The sequence below is a fragment of the Vibrio sp. D401a genome (assembly GCF_030248515.1).
Taxonomy (GTDB): domain Bacteria; phylum Pseudomonadota; class Gammaproteobacteria; order Enterobacterales; family Vibrionaceae; genus Vibrio; species Vibrio rotiferianus.
Genome location: NZ_JAHGAI010000019.1, coordinates 172,783 through 187,437 on the forward strand (window position 1 = coordinate 172,783; position 14,655 = coordinate 187,437).

Consider the following 14,655-nt stretch of genomic DNA (forward strand, 5'->3'; position numbering starts at 1 on the left):
ATCCTTAAGGAGCTTATTATGCAAAGCGTATTTCTATCTACTCTAGGTCTTATTGCTGTAATGTCATCACCAATCGCTGCTGCTAACACTCTAGACAAAGAAGAGTGGAGTGCGGATCTACGTCAAGAATTTACAACAATGAAGCATGAGGCAGTAGCGGACATCGAACAAATGAACATGGACGCAATTGATGAACGCGATGACCGTATTGTTAAACACATCAAAGAACAACAAGCTCAACTGGTAAAGATCAAATGCCAGAAGACAGGGGCAACCAAGTCATAACCTCTGACCACAAAGATTCCGTGTTAGTCACAAGGATGAGTGATTAACCAGAGTGCATCCGATACAAGTGTGGCGCTAGTGAGCAGTCTGCGTCAACCTTGTTGCTCTGTTTGCCAACCTATCAATTGGGTTGGCTTTTTTATGCCTGTTGATTAAGAAGGGGGCGCTAAAACTGGGAATTGAGTAGGAGAAACACGGCAGATAGAAAAAAGCCCGCGAAGAATACCTTCACGGGCGAAAAAAGGGCACCAAATTGGTGTCTATTCATTTTGGAGGTGGTCGAACGTCCATATCATACTGACAATAGGCTTGGTGAGAGGCTTACCACCAGTGCGACCAACGTAGGTAAAGTTAACATTGTTTAAATCATTGTTAAAATGTTAATTGTTAAAACAATGATTCCATTATCGTTAGTTATCGGGGTGGTTTTGTGTGTTTTGTGTAATGTTGAAGCGTATTGTTGCTGCCTCATATAAATAAATGTTCGGCGTTTCTTTTTTCTTATAACTTTAAAATAAATCTTAATCTGAAATCATTTTCAATATAAGTTCATATCTATATGCAATAAGATGTATTTGTTGCGCAATTGTTGTTTGTTTGTGGTGTTGTCCTTGTTTTGTTCACCAAGCATATTATTCGTTATATGATATTGAAATTGTCCGCTGATGTTTAGAAGTTACAATGCAAAAACTATATGACGTTGGATTTTGTAAGATTGCCCTAGTTAGGCTTTTCTCCACAGTTGTTGTTTTTTCGGTCTTCTCTCTGGTGTCATTTTCTTCATGGGCTGAAGTCCCTAAGGCTTTAGAGAGAGCTATAAATGAATGGAACAAAAGTGAGCCACATCAAACGATAGCGCCGCACTGTACGTTAGCAGTGAAGCAGACGGGCTCGAGCCTCAATGTCGTGACAAGAGAAAAATGTCGCATTGATCAGTTGGCCGTATACATTCTTGCAAATGAATGTGAGTTAAAGCGAGAAGTAAAGCGTGTTTCTATCTTGAATGGGACAAATGAACCTCTGTTGTTTCCAATAAATGAAGACTCTTGTTCTTTGCTGACTCAAGATTCGGATAAGCCAAAAGTTAACGAATCTAATATTTCGACACAAAGGAAAATCAAAACTTCAATAGCTAATGAATCTGCAATGGTAACAGTGAATATCGTGCAGTTTTATGCAGGGAAAACAAAACCGAATATTGAAGAGTTTAATTGCGCGGGAATTCCACTAGATGTTCATCATATCCAAGGTGTGTACTATGTTTTTAGCGAGGTGTTCCTTAGTCTCAATGAAGCAAAAAATATAGTACAGTTGGCAAAAAAGCGTTGCCCTCGAATGAAACCATGGGTAAAGCCGATACCAATCAAAAAGAAAGTAAAGTCTTAACATCAGCCAGCCTTTGTCTCAATTGTCCTATTTTGGAAATGTGTCAACCTTATTTAGGACGGTACAGCATCATGAAAAAAGGCGCTGTTTTAGCGCCTTTCTCATTAGATTTCTTCGTGTTTATGGACTAGGCCGAAGTCAGCTAAAATGGCATACGCGGCAGGGATCATAAACAACACCAGCAGAGTGGATGCAAAAATACCAAACACGATGGAGATAACCAGCGGTTGGATAACCTGTGCTTGCAGGCTGGTTTCAGTCAGTAACGGAAGCAAACCTGCTGCAGTGGTCATTGATGTCAGGAATACTGCTCTAAAGCGCTCTCGACTGGCTTTGACTACCGAGTCGTGCACATTATCCCCTTCATCGACATGATGGCGTATGTACTGAACTAACAGAATCGAGTCATTCACCACAATCCCCGCTAGTGAGACGAAGCCCATCATACTTGGCATACTTAATGAGTGACCAAGTAGGATGTGTCCCCATACCACGCCAATAAAGGCGAGGGGAATCGCAAGCATGACCACGAATGGTTCCAAATAACTGCGGAATTGGTAACTCAGAATCGCAAACACGCCAAACAAACCAAGCAAGAAGCCTTTACCCATTGATGCCCCGGTTTCAGCGGTATCTTTGGCTTCGCCTTCAAAATCAAAGCGAAGACCAGGATACTTTTGCATCAACTTTGGCGCTTCATCCTGTTGGAACTGACGAATAATGGCGGTTGAGTTGGCTTTCGTATTGTCGATATCGCCGAATACGCTCACAGTGCGCAAGCCATCGATGCGCTGGATTCTTACGTAATTACGTTGGAAATCCAAAGTCGCAATGGTCGCGAGTGGAATTTGACTGCCATCGGACAAGATAATTGGGAAGTTTGCCAATTGCTGTAAGTCACCAGCTTGCGCTTTATCAAGGCGAACTTCGATGGAAATGTTTTCAACCCCAACTTGGATTTCGTCTGCGGTTTGGCCAAAGAAAGCCGCGCGCAATTGATTGGCGATGAGTTGCCCGTTAATCCCATAAGCTTCTGCCCCCGGACGCAGTTTAACCAAGACTTCTTCTTTACCCATACGCATGTCATCCAACACGCCATGAACACCGTCAAACTCGTTCAAGTATTGCTGAATGTCGATAGAGGCCGCTTTGAGCGCATCCAGATCATCATGTTTCGCTCGAATTTCAATCGCTCGTCCACCCGGCCCCATGGTCGGTTGTTTAAATACCAGTGAGATAGGATCGGCAAGTTCACCAATGTCTTCGCGCCATGCGTCGATAAATTCATCGATGAGTGTGTTACGACTCTCGGCGCCCAGCAAATCCAGACGTACCGTGGCAATGTGAGGGCCAGATTCATTCGCGTCGGCGTTAGCATTGAATTGACTGGTGATGTGCAGAACCAATGGATTGCCGTCTTCCACTTTTTCTGTCCATTCTTTATCTAGCTTTTGAGCGGAAGCGACGATCTTATCGACGACAGCTTCCGTTTGAGACAGAGAAGAACCCGGAGGAAGAATAATGCGCGCTTCTGCAATGTCGCCATCCAACTCAGGGAAGGGTTGGAACTTGAGTAAACCACCTACTAACGTGGCTGCGGAGATAAGAAGCAAGGCAACCACACCACCCATAAAGGCATAGCGATACTCGACCACCTTATCGACTGCGTTGACCAAGGTGGTGTTTCGGAAGTTTTCAAAAGAAGCGAGCAGCTTTTGTTTGAACTTCGGTGTCTTTCGCTCTTGCTTTTGTTTATGCAGTGAATGAGAAAGGTGGTTAGGTAGGATCAAGAAGGCTTCCACCAAACTCAAACTCAGTACGAGGATCAGAACTTGAGGAACTGCTTTAAGTACCGCACCCATTTCACCTTGCAGGAATAACAAGCTACCGAAAATACACACCGTAGTTAAAAAGGAAGAGATAACCCCCGGCAGTACCTTTTTCACGCCTTTAATTACGGCATCATCGATCTCTTCTCCTCGGTCGAGGTGAGCGGCAATCGATTCGGCAATAACGATGGCGTCATCCATCATGATACCGATGGCCATGAGTAGCCCGACTAAAGACATGATGTTGATGGACAGGCCAAGTTGCGCCATCAAAAATAACCCACCTAAGAAGGCAACGGGTAAACCTGCTGCGACCCAAAAGGAATAGCGAAAACTAAAGAACAACCACATGGTGGCGAAGACCAGAATGATACCCTGCCAACCGTTTTTGACCATCATGGTCAGGCGATCCCAAAGCACAGATGAAAGGTCATTGGTCATTTGTAGCATCACACCGTCTGGTGCGATGGCTTGTTGTTCTTCGACAAATTGAGCAACACGTTCTTTAATGCGCAGTGCATCGTCTTCTTTGTTTTTGCTGACTTTTAGTAGCGCAGAAGGGTGACCATCAAAGAGGACTTTCTGTTCGTCCAATTCAAATCGGTCGGTAATCGTCGCAATGTCTCTTAGACGGATGATTGATCCATTTGGACCAGAGCCCACGACAATAGTCTCAAGCTCTTCTGGCGTTACGCGTCGTTCGTCAAAGCGGATCAGAAAGTTCTTATCTGGCGTTTCGACATTACCACTTGGCAACTTGACGTTCTGACGACCAATCTGCTCAGCAATATCACCAACACTTAAGCCAAGTTGTCGGATAGCTTGAGTATCTAACTCTACTCGGTATTGGTGGTCAGAGAAGCCCGCAACTTCAACCAAAGACACATCGTAATCGAGCTTTAACGTGCGCTTAAGTTGTTCTGCGTAAGCTTTTAACTCTGGCCATGTGGTGTCTGCGGTGATCGCGACATCCACAACTGGCTCATTCCAATCTAGCTCTTGTACAACGGGAGATTCAATTTCTTGTGGGAAGTCATTAATCGAGTTGATCTGAGTTTGAACGTCGACCAGCATGCGCCCGATGTCGGCTTCTTCATTCAGTTTTAAGATAAGACGCGCGGAGCCTTCAATCGCTTCACATTGCGTTTCTTCAATGTTAGCAAGACCATCAACAGTATCTTCCATTCGGACACAGATACTCTCTTCGACTTCTTGCGGGGAAGCGCCAGGGTAAACCACACCAGCTAGGATGTAGGGCGGATCAAACTCAGGAAAGGTTTCCCGCTTAATCGTGGAAAGTGAAGAAATCCCCAATATCAGCAGCGTTAGCATCAGCAAGTTGGCTGCTGTTGGGTGCTTGGCGAAGAATCGGATCATGAATCAGACTCCTCAATAGCCGCTTCGGACTGTTCAGGGGACTCTTTCAATAGCATACCGTTAATTGCAGGCAGCAAATCGTTGATGATCAGTTTCTGACCTTGCTCCAATTCGCCATCGATCACCACTTGGTTATTTCGGCGATATAACACTTCAACCGTCACGACTTGCAGACGATTGTCATCGCCCATCAGGTAAATCTTATCACCATGAAGTGCACGTTCTGGAATGACCCAACTCGGGTTTTCTTGTCCCTCTATCAAGGCACGCACAAACATGCCGTTCACCAATGGCGGAGCAGAAGTTGGGTTTAATGCACGGTAGTCTTGTTCAATTTCCAGAATCACACCGGCAGTCGCTTGGCTTGGATCAACCGTTTCACTGATGCGTGCAACTTTCGCAGGCCAGCTTGCAGAGAGGTTACCGCTGCTGAGTTCAATGTTGGCATGAATCGCATTCATATCAGGTTGTGGAATACCAGATTCATCACGAACAAACTCACCGATGCTCGCCGCCAAAGTTTGCATGTCATGAATGGACAGTTGAGCTTCAACCTCCATGACATCAATGCCATGTCCTGTCACCATGGTCTGTTGTAGGTTAACCACTTGGTTTTGTTCAATTTCGACTTCTGCAATACGCAAGTCGTAAGGAAGGGTGATAATGGTTTTATCAAGTGAGCGTTTCGCTTCGTCCACCTTTGATGCATTGACCTTAACTAGGGCTTCCGCGACACGTTTTTCATCCGGCATCAAACCAATTTGGTTTTCGATATCCAACACCAACTTACGTTGAGAGAGCGCGCTTTGCTCTTGCTGATCTACGTCAGATTGAGACGTTAGACCTTTCTTACGCAGGTTTTGTTTACGGTCTAACTCTTTGTTGGCGATAACCAGACGGTTGGCTTCTATCTTGAGTGTGCTTTTAAGATTCGCTTCTTCTTGATTCAGCTTAGCGAGAGAGGTTTGGGCAGATTTGAGATCGGCTTGGGCTTGAACCAGTTTCAACTCGTAATCGAGTGGGTCGATGCGCAAGATTTCCGTTCCTGCTTGCAACACTTGTCCTTTTTCCAGTTGCGGATGACGGTAAACCACTTTGCCGGTCACTTCGGCTATCGCTTTCCATTCAACTTTCGGAGCGATTTTACCAAAGCCAATAGCAACAGGTGCAATTGCTTTCAGCTCAAGAGGAATTGTCTCGACCAACCTTGCACGATCACCCGCAGGCTTGACGGGCAAATCTGGCTTGAGGCTAATCGCCAAAAATAGAATGACGACCCCAACAGCAAGGGCAGGAAAGAACAGCAGCTTTTTATTCATTTTCATATTGGTCGCCCGAGTCTAAAAATCCATGTTTCATCAGTTGTATGTTGTGTTCGAACAATCGGTTCAAGAAGGCTTCAGAGAGCTCGATACCATGAAGGGCGAGCAACGAGGGAGGTGCCATAAAAGGAAACACCATTAAGCTGATGTAAGAAACGCGACAAAGTTGAGGGTCGGCGTCTTTTCGTAAAACGCCACTGTCGATCAACTTATCAAAGATCACGCCTTGCATTGGCTTGCTGATATCAGCGATAACTTTTTCGAGAAGCTTGCGTTGGGTCTCTGAAGGAGGCATATGCATGACTTGAGCAATCAAACGCGGGAACTGTGGTGCTTTGATCATCTCGCGGTAGTAGGTACGCATTAAGTCGAGGAAGTTCTTTTCGTTACTGTCTGACATCAATGCCTGCATCTGCTTTTGCATCGGTGACAGCGTTTCGCGCAACATGGTCTCAAATAAGCCCTCTTTGTTGCCAAAGTAGTAGCGAATCATCGCCACGTTCACGCCTGCTTTCTGCGCGACTAGGCGAGTTGACACCTTGTCGTAAGCCATAATGGTGAAGAGTTCGCGCGCATGGAAAATCAGCTTCTCCCGTGCGTCGATTTTATCTGTGGGTCTTCCCGCCCTTCGATGAGCTTCCGTCACAATCGTCTCTCAAGATATTAAACATTTGATTAATTATAAGACGCTGATTTCTTATACGACATGCGAAAAATTAATCAGTATTTAATCAAGTGATTAATTTTTGCTAAGAAAGTAAAGGATACATTACGACTGATACTTTCCATATGGGATTAATTGCAATTTTCGGAGCGTATTTGGGGCTTGTTGTCGCATATGTCACTGAATATGTTATTCGTTGTACAAATAAATTGACTGTATCTTATTGGTTCAATAGAGTTCATTACTCAAAATTTTTTATAAATTTCTATAATAATCATACGGTAGTGGATAATATGAAGAAAATTTTTCTTGCAGTGGTATTAATCGCATTCGCAACACCCTCTCTTGCTTCAAACCTCTGGAAAGACTGTGGTATAGGTCACTGGATAGCTGGCCCAACTCTGAAAGGATTCCCAGCACTAACAACCAACATTGTTTGGGATTTAGGAACGACGGCGACGACCTCACATGTTTCTACACCTGAAATTTGTGCTGGCCCATTTTGGGCTGCAGCAAAATTTATTAATGATACTTACCCGCTAATCGAGCAGGATACAGTTCAGGGAAGTGGTGAACATATGATGGCGATGCTAGATATCTTTGAGTGTGATAACTCAGTACGCCCAGAAATCGTTAATGGAATTCGTCAGGATTTCGGCAAAATGATTCAAGATGCAAACTATGTAGGATCTACTCAAACTGAGAAAGCGCAAAACTACTACAACGTTGTAGTGAAAGAAGTTAGCCAGTTTGCAAATCAATGTAACGTTGCATAGCGTTTAGTTTCTTTTTTAAAGGAGCGCCACGAAAGCGCTCCTTTTCTTTTTATAATTGCAGTTTACTAGACCCCATGCTCAAACCTTTGTTATCTATTGCCTACTTATCTTTTGTTGCTTTTCTCCCTGTCAACGCTAGCGCTTCACCTATCGATAGCCAAAAAGCTGCAATTGTCGAACAGCTAGGAAACCACCCACAATGGTTAAAGCTCCTGCACTTTCAAAGGGGCGAAAGTTTGATTGAGTCGGATGCGTTTTTCTTTGCGCTTGAAGGTCGCGTGAACCCAAAGGCCGAGTTGCTTGCAACATTAGAAGAATTTGAAAACGACGCCAATCGAACAAATCAGGAGCTTGCTCAATGCCGTTTCCCTGCACGATATCTGTGGTTGAAAAAGCAATTAGGATCTCAATTCTCTACGCCTAAAGTACACTGCGAAAAGCTCGAAGGTTGGCAGGAAGAGAATCAACTAGATTCGATTAGCTTGATTTTCGTGACGGGGTATATGGGAAACCCTGCGTCTTTCTTTGGTCATTTATTGATGAAGTTGAACAAAAAAGGACAATATTACAGCTCAAAGACACCTCTACTCGATAGTAGCGTTAACTTTGGTGCAAATACGGGGCAGAGAGACAATCCAATCAAATATGTGACCTATGGACTTTTGGGAGGCTACAGTGCGAGTTTTAGCCAAGAGGATTATTATCGGTATGAGTTTGGGTATGCTGAAGGAGAGCAGCGTGAGCTTTGGGAATATGAACTAAACCTAACGGAAGATGAGCTCAAATTACTGGAATCTCACCTTTGGGAGTTGCAAGGCAAAGAGTTTCGCTATTACTTCTTAGACGGGAACTGCGCGACTTATATGGCTAGTTTCGTTAGCATTGTTCTAGAAGAACCTTTACTCAAAAATGTTCAACCTTGGGACATGCCTCTAGATATCTTCAAGGCGCTGCCAAATAAGCAACATAACAACTTGCCTTTAGTGAAGTCGATCGACAAAAGAGAGTCGAAGTACTCTCGCATTAAAGATAAATATTTAGCACTCACAGGGCGTGAGCAAGAAGCTGCTAAAAGTTTGACGATTGATAAAGTGCTCTTTGCTAACAATTCATACGCCCAGCTCTCATCTTATGAGAAAAGCCGAGTGCTAAACGTGATGTTTGATTATTATGAACTGACGATAGTTGATGGTAGTGAAGATGAAGCGAATCTTGCCAAAAGTCGAAAAATTAAGCTGATGCAAGAAAGGCTTAAACTGCCAGCTTTAGATCTGGAGTGGGAAATGTCCAAATCTGCACCGCCACATCTCGCACAAAATCCGATGAAAATAGGTTTATCTACAGGCTACAACTCAGAATTGGGTGGATTTGGTCAACTCAATTTTAGGGCCGCATATTATGATTATCTTTATCTCGAGACTTCGCGTTTTAATGATTCAAATGCTACATTTTTTGACGGAAATGTAAGGTTTTCGAATCAAGACATTTGGTTAGATAAATTTGATGTATTCAATGTTTCAACATTGAATATCCGACAAGTTGACTTGTTTGAAGATAGTCAATTTGCATGGAGTACCCGTTTCACGATTGAACAGAAAGACTTAAGCTGCAATGACTGCGAGCGTGCTCGTTGGTTTGGAGCGTTAGGAAAGGCTACGAAACTCAAGGGCGTCATTTCTTTTTACGCCATGCCAGGAGTAAATGTCGACCTATCAAACTATAAAGACTCAGAGCTAAACATAACGTTTGGTGCGTTGTATACCGCTAGTGAATATTGGAAAACACATTTGAAATTGATGCCTGCTTCTAGCTTGGGGGCTGATTCAGAACAGAAATTATTGATAGATTGGGAAAGCAGGTTTGGGAATGAAATGGACTGGGATGTGAGACTAAATGTTAAGCATAATAAGAGCAGTGAAGTTAGCATGAGTTATGCTCGCTACTTTTGATAGAAATGAGTATTTAAAAATACAACCTCAGTTTAGTTATAATGAAACTGATTTGTCTATCATTAGTCTACTTTATTATAGTAAACCAAAGAAATAACACTATCACCATTTAGAAAACTCTAATTCGACTCTATATCAATTACCATTCTGTATTATCGTATTCATGAGATAACAAAATGACTTGGGAATTTATAGAAAGAAAAGATGGCTTCGATTACATAACAGTAAATAATAAATCAGCTAACGAACTGGAAAAGTTTCTTAGTAAAAGAATTAGTTTCCCTGTTTCGTTATTTAATACAAAAAAGATAAATATCTCGAGACAGGCACTTGTTATGCTCTCCTCTCTAAACGAGTATGATCAAAAGCAAGTAGTAAAAGAAATATATTTTGTCTCAGCCAATCCAAACGCTAAATCTGTTGTTAGACACAAGCGAAATCCATTGCTAAGGATTTTTCGTACGACCTATCCATTCAAAAACTACCACTATCTAATAACGTGCGTCCTAAAGGATGGAAAGGTTGTTATTCATGATATTGCGTTCGATGAAACGTTGCATGGGGCAAACGTTAGTGTGCATTCAAAGCAAAGAACTCAAATGTACCACGTTCAGAAGAAATTCGGTGCAAATGGGAAATATGACGGAACTCAAAACGTAAATGAGGCTGAAGCACTTATGGCTGAGTGGGATAGCGCGGGTTCGAGGTTTACTCAAAACATAAATACTCTACATGCCACTGTAAATGGAATGCTCAACCAATATGATAAAGCTGCCATGATTAATGGGGATTCATACTCAAGTCGCCTATAACGAAGATAACCCTAGAGAGTATACACTCTTTCACAACCCTACTGATGGCTCTAAACTAGATCTTATAGAGTGTACATTCGATAAGACTTGGAAAACTTCCCATAATGCACAACATCTTGCAGCAGTGATGAAACAGTGTGCTAAAAATGGTCAACCAGTAAAGTGGACTGAACATAGTCAAGGTGCGATTATATTCAACTCAGCGTTGGTTCATGTGAGGAAAAACAATCCTAGTTTGAAGCTAAGCAATCAAGAGCTTGTTGTTCATGCTGGAGGAACAAATACCAAGACGTTGGGACGAAACGCGGAGCGTATAGGCTTAAGAATCAACAGCGCTAAAACACGTACAAATCCATTTGATATCGTCCCAAATATTGCTGCAAGAGAGAATAAATTGACATGTAGTAGTTTGGTAAGGTGTTGTAAGTTTCTAGGGTTAGTTATGAATGGGGAGATTACAGAAAGTCCTCATACGTTGCCTTACTTTGGTGTTGAATCTTACCGAAAGCAGTTAATAATGTCTGGAAAAAAAAATGCCTTAAAAAGGTTAAAATGTGTCAATGAATATATGAAAATTCGGAGCGTTTAATGAGTTTTTATCAGTTGCTCAAGGATGGATTTCGGGGTAAACCTGATTTTTCTAAATCTCTACCAATACACTTTAGCATTGACGATATGGTAGTTTTATTTGAATGCCCGAGTAATGTTAAAGAATATGAGATATTTTATAACTCTTTTATTTTATCTAATTTTCCTAAGGTTTTATCTATAGAAGAGCACGAGAAATTAGTTCAAATTGCTTATTTTTACTTTTCATTTGGTAACATTTTTTCTAAATTTATAATAAGCAATCTAACAAATGAAGGCGTTTTTATTAGACTAAAGATTAAAAACTTTGATAATAACGTAGAAAATATAGAAATTTTATCTGAAGAATTGGAAAAGAACTACATAAACTATTATCATGATCCCAGTCCAAGTGAAACTTCATTGAGGGGCAAGCATACATCGATTATGAGTGAAGCTATAGATTATGCCAATAGTCGATGGGGAAATAATCCAAAAGATATAGATTTTAAGAAAAAAAGAGACGATTATTTATTAGTAAGACTACTAAGAGGATTTCCTCCGATTAAATGTGAACTTGTAAATATAGGTCAGCATACTTACTCTAAATACTCAGAAGGTGATCTTGAAAGAAAGCTGAGATATATGAGGTCTTATAATGCTCCAATTAGGGATGGTTATTTTTTAAGTATAGAATTCATATATATTTCTGAAGGTAGTCTTTCAAAAAGAAAATTGTTAGATTGGATCAATCAATCAGATAATGGTTTTGAAAAAGACTTTCTAGAGAAGCTTGAAATCTCTGATTTTATTGAATCTTGTTCTGAAGATAAGTTGAAAATTGTATTTGAAAATAGTGAGATAATTAAAAGTTAATTTATATTCACTACTGATAACTTTAAACATATACTGCTTGGGTTAATTATATTTAGCCTCAATGCTAATTTTGTATTTAGTTGTAGTGAAATTTCACAAATCAAGTGTTAAATAAATACTATGATATTATTTAGCACGAGCAACAGTCTTTTGACATATTAACCCCAGCTCAACACTCGCCAATTCGTTCTATCTGAGTGTTCTTTCAGGCGAAGGCATGGATTAACCAGGTAAGCGTAATCCGCATACTCGCACAGCGGTAAGTCGTTGATTGAGTCCGTATAGAAGTGGATTTCAGAATAGTTGGTAGGCTGAGTTTTTAGCCACTGTTTTAATCGGGTAACTTTGCCTTCGCGGTAACTTGGGATGCCGTCGACTTCTGCGGTATAACGGTTCTCTGTTTCCACCAAATCAATTCCGAGAGCCGTCGGAATACCCAGATGTCGTCCAACAGCCGCCACTAAAAAAGTGACACTTGCAGAGATGATGACCATATCAATACCATCGCCAGACAGTTGCTCAATGAGCGTTTTGGCTTGAGGGTACTGTTTAGCCAGAATATGGTTTTCAACGCACTCTTCTACCAAGGCGTTTACCTGTTCAATAGGCATGTTTTCTAGCGGCTTGATGGAGAACGTTAGGTAATCTTCCATGTCCATTTTGCCTTCTGCGTACAAGCCCATTAGGCGCAGATCTTCCTCAATAAAGTTAGGCTCAGTTGCGATGCCTTTCTCAACCATAAATTCATTCCAAATCATTGCGCAGTCAGCGTTGATTAAGGTTTCATCCAGATCAAAAACATACAAAGGCTTGGACATAGTTGGCTTCTCACAGTTTGAATCGAGGTCGACGGAACGTATCGCTCAGTATAGAGCGAGGTTTATGAGTGTGTGAGGTATGCTAACGACAAACTGTGACGGTTTCGTTGCATTTTCTCGGACTATCACAAAACTTAGTTTCAATGATTAGGGGTGAAGCATTTCTGAGTTGGGGTTAGAGAGCTACAATAGAACTTTCGAATCTAATCTCATTCTTGTGTACTGAATACAGTAACGCTTTTGAACGATAATAGAGTCACTCGCAAAGCGAACGTTAAGAAAAATACAAAAAGAAACCCCGATATGAACCAGTATGTAAATGATCCATCCAATTATCAGTTGTTAATTAAAAACTTGCTGTTTTCCCCAGTTGCTTTCAACCCCGAGCAAGAAATCGTCTACGCGAACCACCGTCGTCACAGCTATAAAACGTTTCATGACCGTGTGAAACAGTTTGCTAACGCGCTGACCAAAATGGGTGTGAAGAAAGGTGATACGGTAGCGGTCATGGATTATGACTCACACCGTTATCTTGAATGCTACTTTGCCATCCCGATGATTGGTGCAAAGCTGCACATGATCAACGTGCGCTTGTCTCCAGAGCAGATTCTTTACACCATCGACCATGCGGAAGATGACATTATCCTGATCAACGAAGAGTTTCTGCCAATTCTGGATCAGATCAAAGGTCGAATTGATACAGTCACGCGTTACGTGGTTTTGCGCGATAACGATGAATGTGAATACGAGCGTCTGCTTGAGCAAGAAAGTACCGAATACAACTTCCCAGATTTTGATGAAAACACCGTAGCCACGACCTTCTATACAACGGGAACGACAGGCTTCCCGAAAGGCGTGTTCTTTACTCATCGCCAGCTAGTTCTGCATACACTTGGCATACTGAGCACAATCGGCACCAATGCGTCGCAAGGTCGATTGCATCAAGGCGATATTTATATGCCGATTACGCCAATGTTCCACGTCCACGCCTGGGGACTTCCGTACATGGCAACCATGCTTGGTGTTAAACAGGTTTACCCGGGCAAATATGTTCCAGATGTTCTGCTTAACTTGATTGAGCAGGAGAAGGTGACATTCTCGCACTGTGTGCCAACCATCCTGCATCTGCTGTTGAGCTCGCCAAAATCCAAGTCTATTGATTTCTCGGGTTGGAAAGTTGTGATTGGTGGTGCTGCACTGCCAAAAGCATTGTGTAAATCAGCCCTTGAACGCGATATCGACGTGTTTGCAGGTTATGGCATGAGCGAAACAGGACCCATTTTGTCTATTGTTCAATTGACTCCAGAGCAGCTTGAACTCGACCTCGATCAGCAAGCGGAATATCGCTCGAAAACCGGTAAGAAAGTCGCGATGGTAGAAGCTCATATTGTCGATGATGAAATGAACAAACTTCCTCACGACGGTGAAACTGCAGGGGAAATTGTCGTACGTGCACCTTGGCTAACGCCGAACTATTACAAGGACAACAAGAACTCTAAAGCGCTTTGGCGTGGGGGCTATCTGCATACGGGTGATGTCGCGCATATCGACGATGAAGGTTTTATCAAGATCACTGACCGTGTAAAAGACATGATTAAGATTTCTGGTGAGTGGGTAAGCTCTCTAGAACTAGAAGACATTCTGCATCAACACCAAGCGGTTTCCGAAGTTGCAGTGATAGGTATGCCTCATGATAAGTGGGGCGAGGTGCCACTAGCGTTGGTGACGTTGAAAGAAGATGCTGAAGTGACAGAGAAAGAGCTATTAGGCTTTGCGAAAGACTTTATCACGAAAGGCATCCTTGCCAGAGAAGCGCTACTACTCAAAGTGAAGCTGGTGGACGAGATTGCCAAGACCAGTGTAGGTAAAGTGGATAAGAAAGAGCTGCGTAAACTTCATCTGTAAAGTAGTGACGCTGTTTGAGTCCAACCCATAGTATTCGGCCCCGACACAGGTTATGTGTCGGGGCCGTTTTCTTATCTAATTAAGAGAAA

The 14,655-nt window shown here is 42.3% G+C and carries 12 protein-coding genes; 8 read left to right on the forward strand and 4 right to left on the reverse strand.

From position 1 onward, the window contains the following. Nucleotides 1-18 precede the first annotated feature (18 nt). Together KIV41_RS09695 and KIV41_RS09700 are read left to right on the forward strand one after the other, a co-directional pair. Entirely contained in the window at nucleotides 19-285 is a 267-nt protein-coding gene (locus tag KIV41_RS09695; RefSeq protein WP_010453008.1) for a hypothetical protein, read from the forward strand. A gap of 681 nt (nucleotides 286-966) precedes the next feature. Further along, nucleotides 967-1,671: a hypothetical protein gene (locus tag KIV41_RS09700; protein ID WP_285336188.1), complete on the forward strand. Its 705-nt coding sequence runs from the start codon at nucleotides 967-969 to the stop codon at nucleotides 1,669-1,671. Nucleotides 1,672-1,775: 104 nt separating this feature from the next. Here the strand turns inward: KIV41_RS09700 and KIV41_RS09705 are convergent, their stop codons facing one another. Genes KIV41_RS09705 through KIV41_RS09715 form a run of 3 tightly spaced genes read right to left on the reverse strand, consistent with a single transcriptional unit; the run spans nucleotide 1,776 to nucleotide 6,845 of the window. Beyond that, the gene (locus KIV41_RS09705) at nucleotides 1,776-4,877 is read right to left on the reverse strand and encodes an efflux RND transporter permease subunit (protein ID WP_285336189.1); all 3,102 of its coding nucleotides are present in this window, start codon (nucleotides 4,875-4,877) and stop codon (nucleotides 1,776-1,778) included. Beyond that, a complete protein-coding gene (locus KIV41_RS09710) occupies nucleotides 4,874-6,202 on the reverse strand; it encodes an efflux RND transporter periplasmic adaptor subunit (protein WP_045483781.1) in 1,329 nt (442 codons plus the stop codon). The genes KIV41_RS09705 and KIV41_RS09710 overlap by 4 nt, the downstream gene beginning before the upstream one ends. Next, complete coding sequence (locus KIV41_RS09715) at nucleotides 6,189-6,845, reverse strand: TetR/AcrR family transcriptional regulator (RefSeq protein WP_027726685.1); 657 nt, start codon at nucleotides 6,843-6,845, stop codon at nucleotides 6,189-6,191. Before KIV41_RS09715 ends, KIV41_RS09710 begins: the two co-directional genes overlap by 14 nt. A 311-nt stretch (nucleotides 6,846-7,156) precedes the next feature. Here KIV41_RS09715 and KIV41_RS09720 point away from each other — a divergent pair, with 311 nt between their 5' ends. The 5 genes from KIV41_RS09720 to KIV41_RS09740 all read left to right on the forward strand — a co-directional run bounded on the left by KIV41_RS09720 (nucleotide 7,157) and on the right by KIV41_RS09740 (nucleotide 11,843). Then, nucleotides 7,157-7,639: a DUF3015 family protein gene (locus KIV41_RS09720; RefSeq protein WP_038884464.1), complete on the forward strand. Its 483-nt coding sequence runs from the start codon at nucleotides 7,157-7,159 to the stop codon at nucleotides 7,637-7,639. A gap of 74 nt (nucleotides 7,640-7,713) precedes the next feature. Then, nucleotides 7,714-9,588 (forward strand): DUF4105 domain-containing protein, encoded by a 1,875-nt coding sequence (locus tag KIV41_RS09725; RefSeq protein WP_285336190.1) that lies wholly within the window; start codon nucleotides 7,714-7,716, stop codon nucleotides 9,586-9,588. Between the two features lie 176 nt (nucleotides 9,589-9,764). After that, nucleotides 9,765-10,400: a hypothetical protein gene (locus KIV41_RS09730; protein WP_285336191.1), complete on the forward strand. Its 636-nt coding sequence runs from the start codon at nucleotides 9,765-9,767 to the stop codon at nucleotides 10,398-10,400. Next, the gene (locus tag KIV41_RS09735; protein ID WP_285336192.1) at nucleotides 10,372-10,989 is read left to right on the forward strand and encodes a hypothetical protein; all 618 of its coding nucleotides are present in this window, start codon (nucleotides 10,372-10,374) and stop codon (nucleotides 10,987-10,989) included. Before KIV41_RS09730 ends, KIV41_RS09735 begins: the two co-directional genes overlap by 29 nt. Next, nucleotides 10,989-11,843 (forward strand): DNAase, encoded by an 855-nt coding sequence (locus KIV41_RS09740; RefSeq protein WP_285336193.1) that lies wholly within the window; start codon nucleotides 10,989-10,991, stop codon nucleotides 11,841-11,843. Before KIV41_RS09735 ends, KIV41_RS09740 begins: the two co-directional genes overlap by 1 nt. 158 nt (nucleotides 11,844-12,001) lie before the next feature. Here the strand turns inward: KIV41_RS09740 and KIV41_RS09745 are convergent, their stop codons facing one another. Then, nucleotides 12,002-12,661 (reverse strand): HAD family phosphatase, encoded by a 660-nt coding sequence (locus KIV41_RS09745; RefSeq protein WP_285336194.1) that lies wholly within the window; start codon nucleotides 12,659-12,661, stop codon nucleotides 12,002-12,004. 303 nt (nucleotides 12,662-12,964) lie between these two features. On the opposite strand from KIV41_RS09745, the gene KIV41_RS09750 reads away from it, so the two are divergent. Further along, nucleotides 12,965-14,566 (forward strand): long-chain fatty acid--CoA ligase, encoded by a 1,602-nt coding sequence (locus KIV41_RS09750; RefSeq protein ID WP_285336195.1) that lies wholly within the window; start codon nucleotides 12,965-12,967, stop codon nucleotides 14,564-14,566. Nucleotides 14,567-14,655: the final 89 nt, after the last annotated feature.